Consider the following 23376-nt stretch of genomic DNA (forward strand, 5'->3'; position numbering starts at 1 on the left):
AGTAACATTGAAAAGGGTTACTTCCTTTTTTTGTATCACACCATCGTATGAAAGAGTCACCAGTACACACTCCCAACATCCGTGATCTGACGAGGGGTAGCATCTTCAGGCAGCTGCTTCAGTTGGCGTTGCCGCTGATGGCCATCAGCTTCATCCAGATGACCTACAACCTGGTCGATATCCTCTGGATAGGGCGGCTGGGCAGTCGCTCGGTAGCGGCAGTGGGCTCCATCGGCATGCTGATGTGGATGATGAACTCGGTGGCACTCATCTCCAAGGTGGGTGCCGAGATCTCCATTGGCCAGTCGATCGGGGCACGGCGGCTTGACCATGCATCGCTCTACGCTTCCCACACCACCACACTTGCATTGTCAATAGGTCTCATCTTTGGCATCCTCTTCCTCCTCTTTCCCCACCCTTATGTCTCTTTCTACAGGCTGGAGCACTCTATCGCAGCAGATGCTGTTGGCTATTTGCGAATCATCGCTCCCGGCATACCGATCATGTTCCTGATCCTCAACTTTTCCGGTATCTATATCGGCTCCGGTCGAAGTGACATTCCCTTCTATCTCAATGCGATCGGACTGATTTTCAACATTGTGCTCGATCCGCTGCTGATATTCGGGATGGGACCTCTTCCGGCGATGGGTGTACGGGGTGCCGCGCTGGCCACGGTACTCTCGCAGGGGGTGGTACTTTTGCTCTTCACGCATCATCTCAAGCGGAGAGATGGCCTGCTTGGCCGTTTCCGCTTTCTGATCCGTCCGCGCAGGCGCTATACCCTCAACATCCTGAAGCTAGGATTGCCTGTGGCTGCGATGAACGTTTACTTTGCTTTCATCAACATGAACCTGGCACGCACCGCTTCGCTCTACGGCGGCCATCTGGGTATCACCAGCCAGACCACCGGAGGTCAGATTGAGGGGATCACATGGAACACCTCCAACGGCTTTGCCACGGCATTGGGCAGCTTCGTGGCACAAAACTTTGCAGCGGGCAAGATGCTGCGAGCCGGTCGCGCCTTCCGCTATACGCTGACAATGATGGGACTTCTGGGCAGCATTGTATCTGCCGCCTTTATCTTCCGTGGCGAGTGGATCTTTTCAATGTTTGTTCCAGAGAGAGAGGCATACATCGCCGGGGGTGATTACCTGCTGATCCTTGGTTTCTCGCAGCTCTTCATGATGCTGGAGATCACCACCCAGGGCATTTTCAACGGGTTGGGCAGGACTACCCCTCCTGCCATCATCAGCGTGGCGTTCAATACATTGCGTATTCCTCTGGCGCTATTTCTGGGTGCGCGTATCGGGGTGACGGGCGTCTGGTGGGCCATATCCATCACCTCTTTCTTTAAGGGAGTGATCCTGCTGACCTGGTACATGGTGCTGCGCAGGAAGAGAGCATGGTAGGTATTTCTGGTCCGTTCTAGTCAGCCGGTTAACGGGTACAAGTAGCGCGTTATTTTCCTGTTTATTTGGTATTGAATCGATAGCCCAATCCCATCATCAAGTTGTTCGGATCTTTAAAACGGTATAGCTGATAGCCTGTATGGAGGAATATGTTATGAGTGATATGGGTCTTGAGTACAAAAGTCTGGTAAAATGAGTTCGTATCATCTCCCTTGCACAAAAAGTTTTTTCCAATACCCAGGTTAATTGAGAAGATGGGCATGACAATTTCCCCACGCAGTGAGAGCCCTGCCGAAAACTGTTCCCTGAAGGGAGGCCTGTAGAATCTAAGTTCTTCAGGCTCAGAAGGAATATATGTATTGGCTATATGTTTGCCGATGTTGGCACTTTCATCATACTGCAGATCGAGAGAAATACCGGCACGAAAATAATTGCTGAAATGATACAATGGATTGAGGTTCAATCCTGCAATTCCAAACGAGCCGGGAACTAGCATCGGGCTTTGATCTTCAGGAAAGATGCCCTTTTTCCGTGTAGCCCCATAAACAATGAGGTCATAGGTAACATACGAATTCAATGCGTGATTCTGAGACGGGAAATAGGAGAACCTGTTTTCTCTATTGTTTCCAAAAAAGTGTGCTACACCTATGGAGGCTCCGATTGTATTCACCCCTGAGTTGGGATAACTGGTATTTCCGTTGGAATAGTGTGTCACCCCCACCCCGCCACGCAGATAGGTACTTGGTGTCATTTGCCAGTTCAAGAGAAATCCAAGGTTAATATAGGCGTTAATTTTTGAACCGACGACCATATTGAGCGGATTTTCCTCTTCATCATATTGCTTCCAACCGAAAGCTGCGCCAAAGTTCCATTCATAATCGAATGACAAGTCGGGGGTAATGCTCGCTATTCTTGACGTCTGGAAGAGATAAACATTGATGGGATTTCCCAGTTCGGAAGAGTTGAAGAATGTATTGTAAGCGATTCCGATACCTTGTATGGCATAAGGATATTGCCTACCCAGATATGTGTTGTCAGAGAACTTGAAACCGTACTTCAGATGACCGGAAAGAGTAGAGTTCATTCTCTGTCCTGCACGGTTGGAGCCTTTGAAGAATTCATGCGTAGGGAACAGATATCCCGGCCTCAAATCGGCACCGATCATGTGTGTGATTTTTGTTGAAGTGGAGTCGCTTTTACCGGCAAAAGAGTCTACGGCAATGAATAGCAACAATATGGTGCATAAGGAGGATTTTAGGGCTCCATTATTTATTCTTATTTTCATTCAACTTTTGTTTTTAGGATAAAATAATCCGTAGGACGACTACTGGTGAGTTCTCCCGAAAAGATACGTTTTTTACCTGTTTTAGGATTGGAAACATACAACTTATAGGGTACGAAATATCTCTCCATGTCATTAAATGTCCGTACTCTTCTCTTGTCGTAGGCATCAACGGTCACCTCTACCGACAACTCCTTGTCCAATGATGTTTCAAGCTCCTGTTCCTTAATTCCAAAAGGCACTTTGGTGTCATGTAATACGGGTTTTGAGTCAACAATATCAGGGATGACAATATCGGGGAGCGTGGTACCAAGCAACCGTTTGAACAGTCCTTCTTCCCAGACAATCGTAGGGTCATGAAACTGAATTTCACGCGCGGATTTTCGAAACGGATAAACCACAAAGGTTATAGGTGTGGAGAGCTTGTTGTCAATTGTGATGGATTCCATCTCCTTGACAACACCTTCATGAATTTTAAATTCCTTCCAGTTATATGCTACGCTATCTATTTGATATTTACTTGTGGGAGCCAGCAGAAGCTTGATCTGTTGTTGATTGTAATCATTGCCCACTCTGATCAGCATGGTCACATCCTCATTCATGAGATTTTCATTGAGTGTAAGCTGCAGTTTGTTGCCGCCTCTTTTCTCTACACGGAAATCTAGAAAGTCGCTCAAGCAATGAACAATAGCCGGTTCTTTTTCATCGAAAGAAAAAGAGACGGGCTCACCATCGATGGTATATGCCTCGATAGCAAAGTGATAGCTCATAAAAGACACGACCTCAAGCAGCCTCCAGTTGTCTGACTTAAAATTGATTTCCTTTCTGTTGTCCGTTTCCGAAAGTACAACATCAATCTGTTCTCCGGGAAGAAAATCTTCCACAAAAATATCGCCGTTGCAGCCGGTCAGTAGCATCAGCGTGCTCATGAACAGCAGCTTGTATATTTTGATCCCCATATTTTATTTCTTTCTATTTCCTGCAGATCCCTGAGTCAATCCATGTACATGCACCCTTCATCACAACTTTCAGGAACTTACGACCTTGAGCCGAATCCGGATTGGGGTCTGAAATTCCGGTCTGTTTGATGCATGCATCAACCTGTTTTTCTATAAAAAACCGACAGGCATTTCTATGATGGTCAGCCCAGCTTGTAATTTATATCCTTTTTCTGCCTCTTCCATCTGTATCACTGTTTCTTCTAATCTGACGATTTCATCCGCCCTTTCAGGCATTGAGGTCTCAAAGCCCAGGTTGAGATTTTGATTTAACCGGTGGAGTGCATAATCGGGAATTTCCAGCATATAGCTGGATGTAACATGTGTTGTTGATATCTCATTGAGCGTAGGTTGTTTCTCTTCATCAACAGGATACGACAATACCAAGTGGTATCCATCATCCTTGTTCATGAAATGGTAATTTCCTTTTCCTCTCACCTTCAACACATAATCGGTTAATGAGATCCGTTCTCTATTAATTAGATAAAGACTTCGTTCCTTGTTGTTTACAAGGACAATAAACTCTATGTTCTTCAATGTGGGAGGAAATTCCGCATCTTTGTCTTCGAGAATAGATTCAGAGATGCCTAGCGTTTCATAATTGTCGGTTATTTTAATTCTGATTTCTTGAGACTCATTGGTTGCATTGTCGGTAACGGTAAGCGCTGTCTTACCGGTAAGCAGGCCGCGAACGGCAATCATCCCTGATGGGCTTGACCATCCATTCTCTACTTCGGCGGATAAGAGAAACGGATTTTGAACTTCAAGCGTGTAGTTTCCGCTGCCTGTTTTCGGACCGATCATAACGGTTCCGTGAATGGGCACTTCACGATAGTCATCGTAGAAAGAGAGCGATTGAGGCTCTGTCTTATCACAACTTGTGATCAACACGACAATAATGATGAATTGGAAAAGCAATTTGCTTTTTTGACGGATGTTCATATTGATATAATATTTTAAAAGATTATCTATTGATTTGTATGCGACTTACAATGAGAATTAACCATTACTACAGACGCAGAATATGGAGAATTGCTGCATCATTAAATGTTAACAAAAACTAATCATTCGATTTCCCTGTTCGATGATACAATTAACCGCCCGTATCGGATATGTGTATTGTGTATTTGCATTATTGAAAATAATACAATTGATAGAGATATACAACTGTGAATTAAAAATGAATATCAATACCCGTGCAGAAAGAGGCTGATGTCGGCAACAGGAAAGTTAAAATGGTTGGCTACGTAGGAATTGACCATTTTTCCGGCATACATGTAGAAACCGGAGGCGAAGCCCCGGTCGAAACGTGCAAAGTGAGCCACACCACCACAGTCTCCCATGCCTGTGAACAAAGAGACAAAGATATTACTTAACGCGATGGAGGCAGTACGAGCCACGCGTGCGCTAAGGCTCATTTCACAGAAATGCAGTACGCCTTGTTTTTCAAAGATGGCCGGATGATCAGGCAGACAGGCCTCCATGGTGGTTTCAAAACATCCTCCCTGAGCCATACGCAAGTCGATGATAAGAGATCCTCGCTTCATCTCCCGGACAAGATCTTCGGAGATACGGTAAAAATGGGTTTTGTTAATGTACTGCATGGCGCCAATCACCACATCGGCCGAGCGAAATACATTTCTTAATACATTGGGCTGAAGTGTGGAGGTGAAAAGCGGGCTTCCCAGCTCATGCCTGATATTACGCAGTTTCAGGATGTCATCGTCGAATACCTTCACCACGGCTCCCAGGGCCAAGGCGGCGCGTGCTGCCATGGTGCCGGCCACACCGGCACCAATGATTACCACCTCGGTGGGTGATATGCCGGGGATACCGCCAAGAAGGATTCCCTTACCGCCATGGGCATTGCTTAACAGCTCTGCTGCCAGCGTGATGGAGGAAGCTCCTTCAATTTCGGAGATAGAAGTTACAAAGGGCGACACGCCGGTTTCATCATAAATGAGTTCGTAAGCGAGTGCATTAATTTTTTTCTCGGACATCAGTTCCAGTAATGGTTTGGTGAACTTATGCAGGTAGAGAAACGAGAAAACGGTGGTTCGCGGTCGCATCATCTGAACCTCTCCGAGCGTGGGAGGTAATATCTTCAGGATCAGGTCGGCCTGAAAGACTTCCATGGCTGTCTCTACAATCTCTGCCCCCGATTCGGCATAGTAACTATCTGAGTAGTTGATGGAGAGTCCTGCTCCCGCTTCAAACAATATTCTGTACCCCGCTGAAACCAGTAAAGAGACAGTTTCCGGGGTAAGTGGCACCCGTCTTTCCTCAGCCTGACTCTCTGCGGGTATGCCGATAACCAGGGATACTTTCTGCTTTTCAGCTTTCAGCATTAGTTCACGTACGATGAAAGAGGTGCTTTTTAGGGAGTCGTGGATCATGCTTTTTTTCTGTTACTTAATAGTTCTTCAATACCCAGTACCGTTAGATGAATTTCTTTTTTTGTAATCATACGGTCGGTATGGTAAACAATATGTGCACCGTTGTAATAACGCTCTCTTTGTGCCAAATGTTCCCTGATGAACGGAATAAGCTCCTCATCCGTTTTTCCGGCAATAAGTGGGCGTACCGTCTTGGATGCCTGCAGACGGGCGGCGAGTTCTTCGGGGGAGGCTTCAATATAGATGGTGGTACCGGTCCGGTTCATCAGCGCCATATTATCGAAATAACAGGGTGCTCCTCCGCCGGTGGAAATCACCACATCCTCAAAGGCTGACACTTCCTGCAGCGCATGACTCTCAATTCTTCGGAAAACCTGTTCCCCTTTCTCTGCAAAAAGAGCTACAATCGACTTTCTGTATTTGTTCTCGATATAGGCGTCCAGATCGATAAATTCCAGCGACAATGATTTGGCCAGCAGCTTACCTACCGTGGTTTTTCCTGACCCCATATATCCTATTATAAAAATTCGTTCCATAATTTTAGCGGTCAGTAATCAGCTAATTACAACAAAGGTGCAAAAAGCCGCAGCAATGATTCAAAAAAATGTCTTGTTACCGGGCGTTTCAACCATTCCCGTTGCGTTATCTGCTGACAATGGCGCTGATCATCGGTAAAGATATCTTCCGCCTTCTTCGCAAGCTCATTGTCGTATATAAAAGCCTCCACTTCGAAATTCTGATCGAAACTTCGCGAATCGAAGTTGGCCGATCCCAGGAGGGTGAGCGAATGGTCGAACACCATCATTTTGGCATGCAGGAAACCCTTCCTGTACTGATAAATTTTCACGCCGGCATGCAACATCTCCTTGAAGTAGGAGCGCGAGGCCTGCTGCACCAGGGCCACATCGGAACGCTCCGACAGCATCAGCCGCACATCCACTCCCCTCAGTGCAGCCGCCTGGAGGGCATGTACCATGGTGTCGGGTGGCAGGAAATAGGGTGTTTGAATGAAGATGGACTGACGTGCTTCATATATAGCCTGTGTAATACCGTATGAAATCTCGTTTTCCTCGCTCAGAGGTCCGCTATTGACAATTTGCATGGGACATTCGCCAAAATTGTCGAGCATGGGAAAATAATCGCGTGAGGTGATCAGCGTTTGGGAAACAAAATACCAGTCGATCAGAAAGACCGACTGCAATCCCTGCACTCCCTTTCCCTCTATGCGGGCATGGGTATCACGCCAGGGGCCCCAATTGAAACCGTGTAAATACCGGTCTGCAATGTTCATACCTCCCGTATAGCCTATCTGGCCGTCGATCACCACTATTTTCCGGTGTGTCCGGTAGTTCAGCCGCGAAGAGAATGCCGACCAGGTAAGTTTAAGAAAAGGTTCCGTTTCAATTCCAGCCATGCGGAACTCCTCGAAGAATCTCTTCTTTGCCTTCCGTGAACCGAAACTGTCGTAAATAATACGTACTTCCAATCCCTCTATGGCCTTTTGGATCAGTGCTTCCTGAAATTTACATCCTATTTCATCATCCATGAAAACATAATACTCCACATGGATGTGTTTTTTTGCTTTTTTTATGTCGTCAAGGAGGCTCTCAAATTTATCCCTGCCGTGAGTGAACAGTTTCACATTGTTTCCACCGAGAAGGGGGGTATAATCCATATTTTTCAGCAAATTCACCAGGTTGACATGTTCTTCCGGGACGGAGACCTCAACAGGTGTTTCCATCTCATCCAGCGGACGTTTCTTCAACTTGCTGTACATCCTCTTTGATATAAGATACTTTTTGGTGACATCCTGTCCGAAAATGGCATACCAGATGATGCCGATGAAAGGCAGAAAGACCACAGCCATCACCCACGCGACAGTTTTAATTGGATTGCGGTTCTCCGAAATCACCACTACCACGATTCCTACCACCGTGAGGAGGTAAAGTATCTCCAGTATCAGGATGAATGTCGCGTTGATTTGCATGCTTTATAAACGATATTTATCTGCGCCAGTGTCTTCCAGAATATTTAGGTAAGAATGATATCGGCTTTCACTGATGTAATGTTCTTCCACCCCTTTTAGGACGGCACATTCCGGTTCGTTCAGGTGCATACAGTTGTAGAATTTGCACTTCTCCGACATTTTGAATATTTCCGGGAAATAATGGGAAACTTCTGCCGGCACCATGTCGATGGTACCAAATCCTTTGATACCGGGTGTGTCGATGATAAATCCGCCATTATCCAGTTCAATCATCTCCGAGTAGGTTGTAGTATGCATCCCCTTATGATGATAGCCGGATATCTCGCCTGTTTTTTGCACGTTTTCCTTTTTCAAGGCGTTAATAATACTCGATTTTCCTACACCTGAATGTCCTGCCAGCAGGATTATCTCGTCACGGGTAATCTCACGGATCTCCTCCACTCCTTCACCCGTAATCATGGATGTCTTTATACAACGGTAACCAATTACCGAGTAAAGATGGGTTAGCGCCTGCAGGTACTCCTTCTCTTCTTCGTTGTAAAGATCAATTTTATTGAAAACCAGGACAACAGGCACGGAGTATGCTTCAGCAGTCACCAGGAACCGATCGATAAATACCGTGGTGGTTTCCGGATAGCGAACCGTGATGCACAGGAGAGCCAGGTCGATATTCGATGCCAGGATGTGAGCATGTTTGGAGAGGTTGGAAGCTTTGCGTACGATATAATTTTTGCGTTCGTCGATATCGGTGATAAAGGCGGTACCATCACGATTTACATCCATGAATACCATGTCGCCCACCACCACGGGGCTTGTGCTGCGGATGCCTTTCAGGCGGAGGTTTCCCTTGGCTTTGCAGACAAGGTCGCTTCCGCTCGCTGTGCGTACGAGATAGGTATTGCCGGTATTCTTAATGACACGGCCTTTCATACCTTTCAGGTTACTTTCTCCGCCCTCCTGCTCCATCAGACGGTGAGAATTTCTTTCTCCTTTGCTGCAAACTTCTCGTCCACCTTTTTTATATACACGTCATGGAGTTTCTGCAGTTCGTTTTCTCCATCCTTCCCCATGTCTTCGGGGAGTCCTTCCTTCACCGCCTTTTTCACTTCATCGATACCTTCGCGACGTGCATTGCGGATGCTGATCTTGGCTTCCTCGGCTTCCTGCTTGGTCTGCTTCACCAGTTGTCTACGACGTTCTTCGGTGAGAGGCGGTATTCCCAGTCGGATCACCTCACCATTGTTCTCGGGGGTAATTCCCACGTCGGAGTCCTGGATGGCCTTTTCCACCACCCTCAACATATTTTTCTCCCAGGGTTGTACCATGATGGTCTTCGCATCGGGTGTGGTCACCGTGGCCACGTTCGAAAGGGGAACCAGGCTGCCGTAATACTCCACGCGTATCCCGTCAAGAATGTGTGCATTGGCCCGGCCCGCCCTGATGCGGGAAAAGGTTTCTTCCAAAAATTCGAGGGTCATCTGCATTTTCTCCTCGGCATCTTTTCTGATTGTCGTTGTATCCATAGGTAATTTAATTGTTGTTTGTGGAAACAAAAATAGTGAAAATATTTTAAATGGCTCCTACAAATGAATCAATGTACCAATATCTTCGCCTTCAATTACCTTTTTCAAATTGCCGTAGCTGTCCATATCGAAGACCACGACAGGCAGGTTGTTTTCTTTGCACAACGTGGTGGCGGTTAGGTCCATCACCCGGAGTCCCCGCTCATATACCTCATCAAAGGTGATGGTACGGAACCTGGTGGCCATGGGATCTTTCTCCGGGTCAGCCGTGTAAACGCCATCTACTCGGGTTCCCTTGAACATGGCATCGGCTTCGATCTCAACACCCCGCAAGGCAGATGCCGTATCGGTAGTAAAGAAGGGGTTCCCTGTACCACCGGCAATGATGGCCACTTCATTCCGTTCCATTGCTTCAATGGCTTTCCACTTGGAATAAAGCTCACCCACCGGCTCCATACGAATGGCAGTAAAAACGTGGTTCTTTTGTTCCAATGAGGTCAGTGCCGAGCTTAACGCCAGGCTGTTAATTACAGTGGCCAGCATCCCCATCTGGTCGCCCTTCACCCGGTCGAATCCTTTGGAGGTACCACTCAGTCCGCGGAAGATGTTGCCTCCTCCTATTACTATACCCAATTGCACGCCCATCCGGGCTACCTCTTTTATCTGTCGGGCGTATTCTTCGAGACGGATTTCATCTATCCCATACTGTTTACCACCCATGAGCGACTCTCCGCTCAGTTTCAATAATATTCGTTTAAATTGCATATGTTTTATTTTTAGCGACCAGTGGTCAGTTTTTCATGTGAAAGCATATCAGTGTCATCGATCAGCCTTGTAAGCATTCAAAGATCATCGGCTTGCATCTCAATCTACAAATGAGACTTCCTTGAAAGCATACTTCCGCACATCATCGCCATCGAGTGTCCGCAACAGCAGGTGTCCCGACGGCATGACATCTTCAATCATCGCCTGAAATTTACCCTGTTCGTCTTCAAACCAGTAATAGTCATTTACCCGATAGAGGTCGAGCATATATTCATCCTCGATCACCCCACTCTCTCCCTGCTGCAGATCGCGGTACAACAGAGAAAATTCGCGCATAAACGTCTCAAGGATGTAATCCCTGTCCTGAACCGACCCTGTGATCTGTCGCAACGATACTGGATTTGGCAGTTCGGGCGGGAAGCTTTGCTGGTTGATGTTGATACCAATACCAATTACTGAATTCTCAATATGTTTTCCCTGAATATCGTTCTCTATGAGCATTCCGGCAATCTTTTTGTCTTTCCAGTAGATGTCGTTGGGCCATTTGATGCGGATGTCGTCAGTAAACTGGTCGAGGGTATTTTTTACCGCCAGGGAAGCTATTCGGGAAATAATAAACTGTTTGACAGCCTCCACCTCTTTTGGATAGATAAGCAGGCTGAACATCAGGTTCTCACCTTTTGTAGAAAACCAGGATGTACCCGTTTGTCCCCGTCCCGCGGTCTGATACTCCGCCATCACCAGCGTCCCCTCTTCGGGATGCTCTTTTCTGGCAAGCCTTTTCAAATAAAGGTTGGTAGAATCAACCTCATCTACCCGAATAGTAAGGCAATCTTTATCTAACTGACCCATAATACTGTTGTTGTAATTTTTTGGATAATTTCATCACCACTTCCTCGACTGAGTGATTGATCCATTTTTTGATTTCTTTTTCCGGCATATTACCATCCAGCCAGATGGTATTCCAGTATGTCTTGTTCATGTGAAAGGCACCCTCCACACATCCATATTCCTCGCGCAATTTCACGGCCTTTTCGGGATTGCACTTCAATGTGATGCATACACGGTCGCTATCGGTAGGAATCATTGCAAACATCTTCCCCATCACCTTCATCACGATGGTCACCTCGTTGAAAGGTGTGGTTGCCTCGGCTCCGGGAATGGTCATGCAATAATCGAAAAGTTCTTCTATATTCATTGTCTTTCTCTGTAAGTCTGTCACCCGTTTGCAGGGCAGCAGAAAACCTTCAGGAATACAGTGTTCAGCTGCAAAAAACATTTACAAAAAAGGCAAAAAGGCATCTTCGATATGTTCCAGCTCAAAATGCTGCCTGTCACTGATTACGGCGACAATATCGAACCGGGCAGGCTTATCGATGCAGTTCAGCTTCAGATAAATCCCGGCAGCTTGTATCATGCGCCGCATACGCTGTTTTCCGATGAAATCTTCGGGGTTACCCCAGGATAACGATGTACGTGTCTTCACTTCCACGAAAACGACATATTCACCATCTTCCGAAATAATATCAACTTCATAACCATTGAATCTCCAGTTTTTAGCCACAATACGGTGGCCTTTGGAGGTCAGGTAGTTCACCGCGGCCTCCTCTCCTTTCCATCCCAGCACATTGTGATCAGCCATCTTTTTACGGTAGAAAAGCCCTATAACTTCGTAAAAATACAAATTTAGGCTGTAAATACTTCTTTTTGGCGAAAATATTTTGTTTTTTTGTATCAGCAAAGGAAAAGCGACTGTTTACATTATTTTCAGGCAGGGCAGTTTCGATGAGAAATACAATGGTTTTTCATGAGGACAAAAAGTTATAAGTTGCAAGGAGGGAAGAAGCCACGCACCAGGAAGGCAGAGTTTATGCTGAGCGATGAAGAACATGAACTGATTGGCTTCTATCTGAAAAAATACAGGATCACCAACCGCTCACGATGGTTTCGTGAGACTGTCCTCAATCACATTCTCAAAAATATGGATCAGGATTATCCCACACTGTTCGAAGAAAACGAGATGCGCCGGTAGGAACCGCAAGCACAGGGGGGGGTGACGAAGAAGAAACGGATTACTGTAACAGGCAGTTTAAAATAAGCAGGATCACAGCATGTTAGACGATGAGTATTTTATGCGGCAGGCACTTCAGGAGGCCCACAAGGCTTTCGACAAGGGAGAGGTTCCAGTAGGAGCCGTGATGGTGTCTGGCCAGCGTATTATTGCCCGAGCGCACAACCTCACGGAGATACTGAATGATGTGACTGCCCACGCCGAGATGCAAGCCATTACTGCTGCTGCCAATGTGATGGGTGGAAAATATCTGACCGATTGTACACTCTATGTCACGATAGAACCATGTCCCATGTGTGCGGGGGCACTTCGGTGGGCGCAGATTTCGCGTGTGGTCTATGGCGCCCCGGACGAAAAAAGAGGATATTCACGCATCTCCACTCATCTGTTGCATCCCAAAACCAGCATAACCTCCGGGATTATGGCAGATGACTGTGCCGATCTAATGAAACTTTTTTTTGCCCGTTTCAGATAATCTGTTTGGAAATGTGATTCGTAAAACATATATTTGTTATACCTAAATCGCATGATATGAAAAAGCTCATTCTGATCTCGTTGCTGCTCGGGCTTTATGGCGTGAATCTGATGTCACAACAAGAAGAGCCAAAAAGGTTGGCATGGGACTCTGTCTCGTCCACTTTGCCTCCTTTTAAAATTGCATCTGTCGACACGCTCCGTTTTTTTCCCGGCGACACCATTCCAAACCCCATATGGGAAAAATACCTGAAGAAAAAGAGTCAGGAGAGAATGACCGAAGAGAGGATCCTAACCACCCCCCTCGACAACATGCCGGTCATTGTTCCTCCGCATCACCAGTTTCAAATGATTGTGGTGAAACCCGACACCACCTTTCATTATTTTCTACGGAACCTGAGAGACGAAGAGAAACCCAATTCCCTGAAACAGAAACAGGAGAATCGGATTAACAGAAGAAATCTGCCATGACCGGGTACCTCTTAAATAATTTAAACTCATGAACAGAAGATTGAAGCAGCAGATCGATTTCATCCTGGAGGCGGACAAACTGAAAAATGTGATCCGCCGCAACTATATTTCCGATGATTCACGACGGGAGAATACGGCGGAACATTCATGGCACACCATACTGACAGCGCTCTTGCTGTTTGAATATACCGAAAACAAGCATGAGCTCAATCTGCAGCGTATTGTAAGGATGATCTCCATCCATGATCTGGTGGAAATTGAAGCAGGTGACACTTTCATATTCGATGAGGAAGCCAATAAAAAAAAGTTCGACAGGGAAAATCAGGCTGCAAAAAAGATATTCAGCCTGTTGCCTTACGATCAGGGGAAGGAGTATTATGACATCTGGCTTGAATTCGAAAAGGAAGAAACGCCCGATGCTATTTTTGCATCATCTGTAGACAAGATTATGCCGGTATTGCTGAATACATACAGCAAGGGAACAAGCTGGCGGGAAGCGCAGATTACCGCGGAGCAGGTACATACAACACTGAAAGGGATTAAAAAAGGGCCGAGAAAAATACAGGAATTGCTGGAAGAATTGATCTTTATGGCCAGAAAAAATGGCAATCTTACATAAAATAGCCCATCGAAATTAACAATTAAACAAATTAAGATTTCAGATGTTATTATTTTCTAATGCAAAATTAATTGGTGCAGAGAACATTTGTTCTTTTAGGAAAAGAAATAACGAACAATCAACAAGACTTAAAAATGAAAAAGAAGAAAATTGCTGTTTTGGTAGGTAGTTTACGCAAAGAGTCGTATAACAGGAAACTGGCCAAAGAAATGATTGCCATGGCCCCCGATTCATTGGAAATGGAGCTGGTAGAAATTGGACAACTGGTACATTATAATGAAGACCTCGATCAGAATCCCCCGACAGAATGGGTTGAATTTCGTAAAAAAATTAAAGAAGCCGATGGTTATCTTTTTTTCACACCGGAATATAACCGTTCCATACCGGGAGTATTAAAAAATGCCATTGACGTGGCTTCAAGGCCCTACGGACAAAACAACTGGGGCGGGAAACCGGGCGCTATTGTGAGCAGCTCCATCAGTCCGCTCGGAGGAGAAGGAGCCAATCACGTACTGCGCCAACCCATGGTCTTTGTAAACGTATACATGATGCAACAGCCTGAAGCCTATATCGGGAACACCATGTCGCTTTTCGGAGAAGACGGAAAATTGTTGAAAGAGGAAACAAGAACCTTCCTGCGCAATTACATGCAGGCTTTTGAAGCTTGGGTAAACAGGTTCTGACAAACGCGATTAACTTCGATGACCACATTACAAGAGGGTGAATCACCGCGTGATTTCACCCTCTTTCCTGTTATCTTTCAAAACGGAAGATCAGACATTACCTTGTACAACTCTCTCATTAGACCTTTGGCAATTTCCACGGAGCGCGGTAGTTTGCCATTATCAAACGGTTTGCTTCTTCATTACCGATAAACTTGCCGGTCTTATTGTCCCAGTTCAGGGCGCTACCTACTCTACAGGAGATATTTGCCAGATGGCTGAGTTTCGCCACTTCGGCACCTATGGCGATGTCGGCATTAGGCAGTTTGCGTGACTGCATGCAATTGAGCATATTACCCGCATGCAGATAGAGGCCTTTGCCCGATCCCTTTCTTTTTTCAATTGCTTCCATGCGAAGGGTGTTCGGCTTTTTTTCATCGTCACAGGGATAGCAATATGGGAAATTACGGCTGTTGACTGCTTGTTCGGGCACAACCTCCCAACCGCTGCGGGTAAGGATGAGCGTACCGTTTTCTCCGAAAAAGGCTACACCTTCACGCAATCCGAAGAGCCCGTTCCCGATCCCGCAGGCATGATCCCAGATAATATTAAAATCGGGATATTTGTAGGTCGCCATCAACGTATCGGGTGTTTCCATGGCATCATCGGGATAACCGAACTTCCCGCCGGCCCCGTAAACATACGAAGGAAGCCCTGCATTCATCCCCTTCATTGCATAATCGAGCAGATGCACGCCCCAGTCGGCCATCAGCCCGCCTGCATAATCCCAGAAGAAACGGAAGTTATAATGGAAACGATTCTGATTGAAATTGCGTTTGGGTGCCGGGCCGAGCCACATATCATAATCCACACCGGCGGGAACAGCCGAATCGGGGACAACAGGCAGTGTCCACTTACTGGTCTGATAAGCCCATACTTTTACGGTTCTCACGCGCCCCAGTGCGCCACTCTGCACATAGGCCGCAGCTTCATCCCAGTGCGGGTCGCTACGTTGCCACTGGCCCACCTGCACGATCCGGTCATATTTCCGTGCAGCCCTGACCATGAGGTCACACTCTTCGATGGTGTTGGCCAGCGGTTTTTCCACATATACGTCCTTTCCTGCCTCACAGGCGGCAATCATCTGCAGACAGTGCCAATGGTCGGGAGTACCAATGATCACCATGTCCACATCTTTGTTGTCGATGACCCTTCGCCAGTCCTTCACCAGCTGTGCGGGTTTATTGCCTTTGAGTTTCTCATATTCTGCCGCGCGCTGGTAGAGCCACTGATCGTCCACATCGCAGAGCGAGATACATTCCACTGTAGGATACTGCAGAAAAGTTTTGAGATTGCTCCATCCCTGATTTCGACAACCTATCAGGCCTATTTTAATTTTGTTGCCTGGTGCCGACTGACCATACAGGGAAGAAAAGGGTTTTCCCATTAATGGTGTCAGACTTAAACCGGTTGCTGTAATGGCTGATTTTTTCAGAAAATTTCGTCTATCCATGATGATTATATAAAAAAGTTATCGCAAAGATAATAAAGATTGCTCCTCAAATGAATAAATTTACTATTTAAAGTAATTTTTCACTAACTAATTAAAAGATTATCCATATTTTTGGCCTTTTTGTTTCATATCACATAAACTGCTTCTATTATGCAGCAAATCAATGCGTTCTTCACTACTTTACATCAATATATCGGTAGGAATAACTGGTTTATTTTCTTGTTGTTGGGTACCGGTTTTTTCTTTACCCTCTATCTAAAGTTTCCACAGATCCGTTATTTCAGGCATGCCATCCGCATCATCAAAGGAAAATATAATAAAAAATCGGAAGGCATGGTGGCCATCCTTGAACCATTTATCGATACCACCATCATCTGGAACCTCTCGATGCTTACCGTGGCCTTTATGACGGTGCCCAACCTGATCGGGCTGTTGATCCTGCACAGAGAGGTGAAGCAGACAATCGGCGACTACTGGATCGGTTTCAAAAAAGAGTATACGAACGAGGAAATTTAAAAAAAAGTAGTATGTATACAACTAAACCATCGACTGTCGATGTTTTACGACCCATATTTGCTCTTATGCACTAAAAGAGTAGAACTTGCTTCGCTTCGAACAGCTACTCTTTTTACGTGCATCACGAGCAATGGGTCCCCGAAAAACATCTGAATATCTCTTTTTTAGCTGTATACAATGAGCGAAACAGTCAACTAATTTAAAGTAACCCGCTGAGCAGGCCGCCGTCGATCTGGATCGTGGTGCCGTTCACGGAGCGTGCCTGGTCTGAGCAGAGGTAAGCCACCATGCTGCCCAGCTCCTGCGGGTCCATATAACGTTGGTGCGGAAAAGCCTTGATTGCTTTCTGCTCATACTCATCCACAGAAATACCTTCGACTTCGGAGCGTACTTTCATCAGCTGTGTCACCCTGTCGGTTCGGAAATAACCCGGTGCCACATTGTTGATGGTAATTCCTTTTGCAATTAGCTCCTTGCTGATGGTCCTGGCATAACTGGCCACGGCAGTACGGAATATATTCGAAAGTACCATATTGGGTGCCGGTTCTTTTACGGTCACCGAGGTGATATTGACAATTCTGCCCCACCCTTTCTTTTCCATGTAAGGCAGACAAAGCCGGATCATCCGGATATTGTATTTCAGTACCGCGTTGTAGGCTTCATCCAGATCCTCCTCAAAGATCTCGCGGAATGTCCCCGGTTTGGGACCACCCGAATTATTTATTAGGATATCCACTCCTCCGAAACGGGCTACTGTCTCCCGCACGATGCGTACATTATCATCCGAACTGGCCATATCTGCTGTCAGCGCGAGGGTTTGCACTCCCAGTGCTTCTATCTCCCGCTGCGTCTCATGCAATGTATCTTCTCCTCTTGCACACAATACGATATTTACGCCTTCACCGGCCAGTGCCAGCGCACACGCCCTGCCCAGCCCCTTGCTGCTTCCACCGATAATGGCAGTTCTTCCCTGTAAGTTAAAATTCATACCAACTCTTTTATCTGAAAACAACAGGATCTCCTGTCTTGCTGCATATTTTGCAGTATTTGCTTCAGTATAACACTCCGGCGGGCAGGATGTTTTTATACTTTATTACAAAGTAGAAATACATATGCCAACTATTATTTCCAGAAATCAAAGAAGTGATGTACCGGGCCATGCCCCTTTCCTGTTTCATATTCAGCTCCCTTGAGGATCGCATTGTTGATATATGTTTTGGCGTTTCTTACCGCCTCATCAAGAAGAAGGCCATGGGCCAGAAAGGCAGCAATGGCCGATGAAAGCGTGCATCCCGTACCGTGGGTATTTCGGGTGTGTATCCGCTTTGAAGGGAGTGTCGTCACCTCATCGGTCTCGGCATTGTAAAACAGATCGGTCAGCACCTCCTCATCCAAATGTCCGGCCTTGAGATATACTGAAACCGAACGCCCAAAAGAGAGCTCCTTCACGACTGCCTGCAAATCTTCCTGACGTTGAATCTTTCTGCCTGACAAGATCTCTGCTTCCGGTATGTTGGGGGTGATCACGCGAACATAGGGAATCAGTTCTGTCATCAAGGTGCTTATCGCCTCATCCTGTAGTAATTTATCACCTGAGGTGGCCACCATCACGGGATCAAGTACAATATTTGCTATGTCATATGGCAGCAGGGCATCTCTCACGGCAATGATCAACTCGGAGGAGTGAAGCATCCCAATCTTTACTGCATCGGCACCAATATCATCCAGCACCGATCTGATCTGACTTGCAACAAACGCTTCGGGTACCGGATGCACACCGGTTACACCCACCGTATTTTCATCGACGACTGCTGTAATCGCGGTGGTTCCATAACAACCGCATGCAGAGAAAGTTTTCAGGTCTGCCTGAATACCGGCGCCACCACTGGGATCGCTACCAGCAATTGACAATGCTGTTGTATACTTTTTCTTCATGATTCTCTTCTTTTAAATATTCCATTGTTCCTGTTTGTATGCACTGTCCCAAAACATCCATTCCAGCTTCGAGCAGGTCACAAAGGCTTTTGTCATGGCCATCTGTTGCTCCGAGGTACACTTTTCTGCCACCTCATCGCATATGGAAATGGCCAATGCATTTGACTTTTCAAACTCTTCGCCTCCGTACGTATCTATCCAACTCTGGTAAGGATTGTTCTGCGTGGTTTGATTCGCGAGGATATGATCTCCCACCTTCTTATAGATCCAGAAACAAGGCAAGACGGCTCCCAGCATCGTCTCCAGGGGTGCACTGCTTATTTGTCTCAAAAGATACGAAGTATATAACAGACAGGTGGGCGACGGTTCAATTTCATCATCCGGCTTTAATTTCAATTCATTGACAAATAGCCGGTGCAAATTGCGTTCAACCGTCATTGTTCCACCCGCAAAATGCAGGAATGCTTCTGCGTACCAGGAATGATCGAACCTGGAGGCAATGGCAGCCAACACCTTTCGGTAATCCGATAAGTAGAGGGTATCCTGGCGGATATAAAAAATAAATTTCTCGCGTGGAAGCGTACCCTGCATCAGCTCTTTTATAAAGGGCGATGTAATTATCTCGTTGTATACGGGTTGGATCGTCGACCAGGCTTTTTTACTCCAGTTCATATGCTTCTTTTTAAGTGCATGATTCCTCTTGAGATTCTTTCTATGACTAAACCATGCGATTATTACCATGTTTTTTTGATTGATTCACCGTTTTAATCAGTTCCGACGCGGCGAGGCGGGGATCGGGAGCCGACATGATTGCCGAAACTACGGAGATGCCGGCAGCACCGGCAGCAATGACAGCCCTTGCATTCCGTATATTAATTCCGCCGATGGCCACACAGGGACACCTGGCAATTGAAGTAATGTCACGAACTCCCTCAAGACCCAACGCAGGTGCTGTATCGCTTTTGGTAGACGTACTGAACACCGGAGATATCCCGATGTAGTCTATATCTTCCCGGTTGGCTTCCATGACATTCGTCATGTTCTCTACCGACAGACCGATGATTTTATTCTTTCCCAATATTTTACGGGCTATACCACAGGGAAGGTCCGACTGTCCCAAATGCAATCCGTCGGCATCGCAGGCCAGCGCGATATCAAGCCGATCATTGATGATAAGGGGAACACGCCAGGGCGCCAGAAACCTCTTCAACTGTACCGCCACCCGGTAAAACTCTCGGGAAGAACATTGCTTCTCACGGAGCTGCACCATGGTAGCACCACCACGCACCGCTTCTCCGACAATATGTTCCAAGTCTCTCCCACCCGACAAGGAGCGATCGGTTACCAGATATAGGCTTATATCAAAATCGGTCATAATTTAATATTCTTTTTTATCTCATCTTCTCCGAGATTGAAGAGCACGTCCAGAAAGTTCATCTGCAGGCTGCCGTTTCCTTTCGACATCAAGGCGGCTATTTCTCCCGTTATTCCCATGATATACATACCGTGTGTTGCAGCCTCCAGGTAATCGCGGTTAATTGCGGCAAAAGTGGCAACAATAGCAGTTGCGGTGCAGCCCATGCCGGTAACTCTGCTCATCATCGGGTTCCCGTTATCTACGGTCTCCACCCTGTTCCCGTCGGTAATATAATCCCTCGCTCCACTGACGACGACCACGGCACCCGACTGCAGGGCCAGGGCTTTGGCAGCTTCAAGGGCCGCATCGGAAGAGTGTACGCTGTCGACGCCCTTGGTATGCGCATTCCTGTCATCCAGAGCCATGATCTCCGAAGCATTGCCTCTGATGATGGATGGCCTGCATACCTCAATGATTTCCCTGCTTATCTCCGACCGGTAAGGAGTGGCACCGGCACCTACGGGATCGAATATCACGGGGACAGATTTTTCCAAAGCTGTCTTACCGGCAATAAGCATTGACTCTACCCATGCAGCCTCAAGCGTACCAATATTGATTACCAGCGAGGAGGCAATTGCTGCCATCGCTGCCACCTCATCGGAAGAATGAGCCATCACGGGTGAAGCTCCCACCGCTAAAATTGCATTGGCCGTGTTGTTCATTACCACAAAGTTGGTTATATTATGAATCAACGGAGATTTTTTTCTTACAAGATGCAGATCTCTGATAATCTTTTCAATTTGTATCATTGTTTTGTTGTTTAAAATGAGACTATCCTTTGCCATGGCATAACTCAAAGAAGTTTGGTCCTGCCCGCCCGGCTTAACAGAATAATTGATTTATAGATGTCACGTAATACTTGCATATCAATTTTTTTTAAAAAAAACCGCTTCGTGGAGAACGAAACGGCATAAAATGCAAGAATTTGCAATCCATTGATATACCATGTAAATTCCGTTTTCCTACGATGTCAATTACAACATATCAGGTTCAAGGGTATGATCTCAGCTCTTTTAAAAAGAACACCCCTAACAGCGATGTTGCGAATATACGCAATAATTTATTGTAAAAGAAATTCAGGAGAAAAAAATCAGGGTGAGTTCGTTAAAACAGGTGCCGGATCAGGACTCCTCATGCATTTTTCAGCCTACATAGCATAAATTACCTGAACCCACGAATCGAGTTTTATATGTAGATTATTGCGGTAATAATGCAATAAAAAGAGCTATTTTTCGTACCTTTGCGTCCCATAACAAGAGCAATTCTTTATTTCTTGTTGCAATTCATATGTCAAAAAAATTCAAACGCACACTGATCACATCCGCGCTGCCCTACGCCAATGGGCCGGTGCATATCGGACACCTGGCAGGAGTATATGTTCCTGCCGATATTTACGCCCGCTACCTGCGGCTGAAAGGAGAGGAGGTTCTTTTTATCGGTGGTTCCGACGAGCATGGAATTCCCATCACCATCAAAGCCCGCAAGGAAGGCGTGACGCCCCAGGATATTGTAGACCGCTATCATGGTCTGATCAAAAAGTCGTTCGAAGAGTTTGGAATCACATTCGATATCTATTCCCGTACCACTTCCGATATACATCGAAAAACAGCGTCCGACTTTTTCCGCACGCTCTATGACAAAAACGGGTTTACCGAGCAGGAGAGCGAGCAGTATTACGACGAGGAAGCGGGTCAGTTTCTGGCAGACCGGTATATCACCGGAACCTGCCCGCACTGTGGCAATGAAAGAGCTTATGGCGACCAGTGCGAACAGTGTGGCACCTCGCTCAGTCCCACCGACCTGATCAATCCCAAATCGACCCTGAGCGGCAGTGTGCCGGTGATGCGGAACACGAAGCACTGGTATCTTCCCCTGGACAAGCACGAAGCATGGCTGCGCCAGTGGATCCTGGAGGATCACAAAGAGTGGAAGACCAATGTATACGGCCAGTGCAAGTCGTGGCTCGACCTGGGCCTGCAGCCACGCGCGGTGAGTCGCGACCTCGACTGGGGCGTGCCGGTGCCCGTGGAGGGTGCTGAAGGCAAGGTGCTCTATGTCTGGTTCGACGCTCCTATAGGATATATTTCGAACACCATTGAACTGCTTCCCAACGATTGGAAGAAGTGGTGGAAGGATGAGGATACCAAGCTGGTACATTTTATCGGGAAGGACAACATTGTCTTTCACTGCATCGTTTTTCCGGCGATGCTAAAGGCCGAAGGTTCTTACATCCTGCCTGAGAATGTACCTGCCAATGAGTTTCTGAACCTTGAAGGAGATAAGATCTCCACCTCACGCAACTGGGCTGTATGGTTGCACGAGTACCTTGAAGAGTTTCCCGGGAAACAGGACGTGTTACGTTACGTGCTCACAGCCAACGCGCCGGAAACCAAGGACAACGACTTCACCTGGAGGGACTTCCAGGCACGCAACAACAACGAACTGGTGGCGGTGCTGGGTAACTTTGTGAACCGGGCGCTGGTACTCACCCAGAAGTATTTCGACAACAAGGTTCCTGCTGTCGGGGAGCTTGCCGAATATGACCGGGAAACCATTGCAGAGGCAAAGCAGGTGAAGGAGGCCGTGGAACGGCAGCTGGAAAATTATCATTTCCGGGAGGCACAGAAGGAAGCGATGAACCTGGCACGTATCGGCAACAAGTACCTCGCGGATACCGAGCCGTGGAAAACGGCCAAAACCGATATGGAGCGGACGGCGACCATCCTCAACATCGCCCTGCAAATTACGGCCAACCTGGCCATCGTGATGGAACCATTTCTGCCCTTCACTGCCGAAAAGCTACTGGCATTCCTTCGTACCGATCATCTGAGCTGGGATCACCTGGGTGATTTCGGCCTCCTTGCAGAAGGACATCAACTTGGCAAACCGGAACTTTTGTTTGAAAAAATAGAAGACGAAACAATCGAAAAACAGATTCAGAAACTGGAGGAAACAAAAAAAACCAATGAGGCAGTTGAACAAAAGGTAAAGCCTGTGAAAGAAACCGTTCAGTTCGACACGTTCGAGAAGCTGGATATCCGCGTGGGGACTGTGCTGGAGTGCGAGAAAGTCCCCAAAGCTGACAAGTTGCTCCGTTTCCTGCTCGACGACGGCCTGCAAAAACGAACCATTCTTTCCGGAATAGCGGCATACTATCCCAATCCCGAAGAGTTGGTGGGCAAGCAGATATGCTTTATTGCCAACCTGGAACCACGAAAAATGAGAGGAATCCTCTCCGAAGGAATGATCCTCTCTGCAGAAGATGTCGATGGATCGCTTGCCCTGGTGACTCCCACGAAAACGGTAAACCCGGGGAGTCCTGTGGTGTAATTTAGTTA

26 protein-coding genes are annotated in these 23376 nt (G+C 46.7%); 8 read left to right on the forward strand and 18 right to left on the reverse strand.

Annotation, left to right across the window (positions count from 1 at the left end; genetic code table 11):
* Positions 1-47: 47 nt before the first annotated feature.
* Positions 48-1409 (forward strand): MATE family efflux transporter, encoded by a 1362-nt coding sequence (locus AC1HCU_RS09680; RefSeq protein ID WP_480365497.1) that lies wholly within the window; start codon positions 48-50, stop codon positions 1407-1409.
* 61 nt (positions 1410-1470) lie between these two features.
* On the opposite strand, the gene AC1HCU_RS09685 is transcribed toward AC1HCU_RS09680, so the two are convergent.
* The 12 genes from AC1HCU_RS09685 to AC1HCU_RS09740 form a co-directional block, all read right to left on the reverse strand.
* Positions 1471-2694 carry an acyloxyacyl hydrolase gene (locus AC1HCU_RS09685; RefSeq protein WP_480365499.1) on the reverse strand — a complete coding sequence of 408 codons (1224 nt, stop codon included), beginning with the start codon at positions 2692-2694 and terminating at the stop codon, positions 1471-1473.
* Positions 2691-3650 carry a hypothetical protein gene (locus AC1HCU_RS09690; RefSeq protein WP_480365501.1) on the reverse strand — a complete coding sequence of 320 codons (960 nt, stop codon included), beginning with the start codon at positions 3648-3650 and terminating at the stop codon, positions 2691-2693. Before AC1HCU_RS09690 ends, AC1HCU_RS09685 begins: the two co-directional genes overlap by 4 nt.
* Before the next feature lie 150 nt (positions 3651-3800).
* Positions 3801-4631, reverse strand: coding sequence for a hypothetical protein (locus tag AC1HCU_RS09695; protein ID WP_480365502.1), 831 nt, complete (start codon positions 4629-4631; stop codon positions 3801-3803).
* 245 nt (positions 4632-4876) lie between these two features.
* Positions 4877-6085: an alanine dehydrogenase gene (locus tag AC1HCU_RS09700; RefSeq protein ID WP_480365504.1), complete on the reverse strand. Its 1209-nt coding sequence runs from the start codon at positions 6083-6085 to the stop codon at positions 4877-4879.
* Entirely contained in the window at positions 6082-6621 is a 540-nt protein-coding gene (locus AC1HCU_RS09705; protein ID WP_480365506.1) for a shikimate kinase, read from the reverse strand. The genes AC1HCU_RS09700 and AC1HCU_RS09705 overlap by 4 nt, the downstream gene beginning before the upstream one ends.
* Positions 6622-6647: 26 nt before the next feature.
* A complete protein-coding gene (cls, locus tag AC1HCU_RS09710) occupies positions 6648-8072 on the reverse strand; it encodes a cardiolipin synthase (RefSeq protein WP_480365508.1) in 1425 nt (474 codons plus the stop codon).
* Positions 8073-8075: 3 nt separating this feature from the next.
* Complete coding sequence (gene rsgA / locus AC1HCU_RS09715) at positions 8076-9002, reverse strand: ribosome small subunit-dependent GTPase A (RefSeq protein WP_480371147.1); 927 nt, start codon at positions 9000-9002, stop codon at positions 8076-8078.
* Between the two features lie 35 nt (positions 9003-9037).
* Positions 9038-9595 carry a ribosome recycling factor gene (gene frr / locus AC1HCU_RS09720; protein WP_480365510.1) on the reverse strand — a complete coding sequence of 186 codons (558 nt, stop codon included), beginning with the start codon at positions 9593-9595 and terminating at the stop codon, positions 9038-9040.
* A 57-nt stretch (positions 9596-9652) separates the two neighbouring features.
* A complete protein-coding gene (gene pyrH, locus AC1HCU_RS09725) occupies positions 9653-10360 on the reverse strand; it encodes a UMP kinase (protein ID WP_480365512.1) in 708 nt (235 codons plus the stop codon).
* Positions 10361-10459: 99 nt separating this feature from the next.
* Positions 10460-11212, reverse strand: coding sequence for a biotin--[acetyl-CoA-carboxylase] ligase (locus AC1HCU_RS09730; protein WP_480365514.1), 753 nt, complete (start codon positions 11210-11212; stop codon positions 10460-10462).
* The gene (locus tag AC1HCU_RS09735) at positions 11196-11558 is read right to left on the reverse strand and encodes an MmcQ/YjbR family DNA-binding protein (protein WP_480365516.1); all 363 of its coding nucleotides are present in this window, start codon (positions 11556-11558) and stop codon (positions 11196-11198) included. Before AC1HCU_RS09735 ends, AC1HCU_RS09730 begins: the two co-directional genes overlap by 17 nt.
* 81 nt (positions 11559-11639) lie before the next feature.
* The gene (locus AC1HCU_RS09740; protein WP_480365518.1) at positions 11640-12002 is read right to left on the reverse strand and encodes a YraN family protein; all 363 of its coding nucleotides are present in this window, start codon (positions 12000-12002) and stop codon (positions 11640-11642) included.
* A 165-nt stretch (positions 12003-12167) separates the two neighbouring features.
* On the opposite strand from AC1HCU_RS09740, the gene AC1HCU_RS09745 reads away from it, so the two are divergent.
* The 5 genes from AC1HCU_RS09745 (at position 12168) to AC1HCU_RS09765 (ending at position 14678) form a co-directional block, all read left to right on the forward strand.
* Positions 12168-12392 (forward strand): hypothetical protein, encoded by a 225-nt coding sequence (locus tag AC1HCU_RS09745; protein WP_480371283.1) that lies wholly within the window; start codon positions 12168-12170, stop codon positions 12390-12392.
* A 79-nt stretch (positions 12393-12471) separates the two neighbouring features.
* On the forward strand, positions 12472-12906 hold the full coding sequence (locus AC1HCU_RS09750; RefSeq protein WP_480365520.1) for a nucleoside deaminase: 435 nt from the start codon (positions 12472-12474) through the stop codon (positions 12904-12906).
* A 56-nt stretch (positions 12907-12962) separates the two neighbouring features.
* A complete protein-coding gene (locus AC1HCU_RS09755; protein ID WP_480365522.1) occupies positions 12963-13376 on the forward strand; it encodes a hypothetical protein in 414 nt (137 codons plus the stop codon).
* Between the two features lie 28 nt (positions 13377-13404).
* Complete coding sequence (locus AC1HCU_RS09760; RefSeq protein ID WP_480365524.1) at positions 13405-13995, forward strand: HD domain-containing protein; 591 nt, start codon at positions 13405-13407, stop codon at positions 13993-13995.
* Between the two features lie 134 nt (positions 13996-14129).
* A complete protein-coding gene (locus AC1HCU_RS09765; RefSeq protein WP_294072130.1) occupies positions 14130-14678 on the forward strand; it encodes an NADPH-dependent FMN reductase in 549 nt (182 codons plus the stop codon).
* 118 nt (positions 14679-14796) lie between these two features.
* Here AC1HCU_RS09765 and AC1HCU_RS09770 read toward each other — a convergent pair whose 3' ends face one another.
* Positions 14797-16170 (reverse strand): Gfo/Idh/MocA family protein, encoded by a 1374-nt coding sequence (locus tag AC1HCU_RS09770; RefSeq protein WP_480365526.1) that lies wholly within the window; start codon positions 16168-16170, stop codon positions 14797-14799.
* A gap of 150 nt (positions 16171-16320) precedes the next feature.
* Here AC1HCU_RS09770 and AC1HCU_RS09775 point away from each other — a divergent pair, with 150 nt between their 5' ends.
* On the forward strand, positions 16321-16686 hold the full coding sequence (locus AC1HCU_RS09775) for a hypothetical protein (protein WP_480365528.1): 366 nt from the start codon (positions 16321-16323) through the stop codon (positions 16684-16686).
* 199 nt (positions 16687-16885) lie between these two features.
* Here the strand turns inward: AC1HCU_RS09775 and AC1HCU_RS09780 are convergent, their stop codons facing one another.
* From AC1HCU_RS09780 to thiM, 5 genes are all read right to left on the reverse strand, one after another.
* Positions 16886-17674, reverse strand: coding sequence for an SDR family oxidoreductase (locus AC1HCU_RS09780; RefSeq protein ID WP_480365530.1), 789 nt, complete (start codon positions 17672-17674; stop codon positions 16886-16888).
* Positions 17675-17808: 134 nt separating this feature from the next.
* Positions 17809-18621, reverse strand: coding sequence for a bifunctional hydroxymethylpyrimidine kinase/phosphomethylpyrimidine kinase (thiD, locus tag AC1HCU_RS09785; RefSeq protein ID WP_480365531.1), 813 nt, complete (start codon positions 18619-18621; stop codon positions 17809-17811).
* Positions 18622-18633: 12 nt separating this feature from the next.
* Positions 18634-19293 carry a thiaminase II gene (tenA, locus tag AC1HCU_RS09790; protein WP_480365533.1) on the reverse strand — a complete coding sequence of 220 codons (660 nt, stop codon included), beginning with the start codon at positions 19291-19293 and terminating at the stop codon, positions 18634-18636.
* 46 nt (positions 19294-19339) lie between these two features.
* Positions 19340-19996, reverse strand: a complete 657-nt coding sequence (thiE, locus tag AC1HCU_RS09795) for a thiamine phosphate synthase (RefSeq protein ID WP_480365536.1) — start codon at positions 19994-19996, stop codon at positions 19340-19342.
* A complete protein-coding gene (thiM, locus tag AC1HCU_RS09800; RefSeq protein WP_480365538.1) occupies positions 19993-20787 on the reverse strand; it encodes a hydroxyethylthiazole kinase in 795 nt (264 codons plus the stop codon). The genes thiE and thiM overlap by 4 nt, the downstream gene beginning before the upstream one ends.
* A gap of 538 nt (positions 20788-21325) precedes the next feature.
* Between thiM and metG the strand changes: the two genes are divergently transcribed.
* The gene (gene metG, locus AC1HCU_RS09805; protein WP_480365540.1) at positions 21326-23368 is read left to right on the forward strand and encodes a methionine--tRNA ligase; all 2043 of its coding nucleotides are present in this window, start codon (positions 21326-21328) and stop codon (positions 23366-23368) included.
* Positions 23369-23376 lie beyond the last annotated feature (8 nt).

It is taken from the genome of Proteiniphilum sp. LBM24028 (assembly GCF_056629195.1).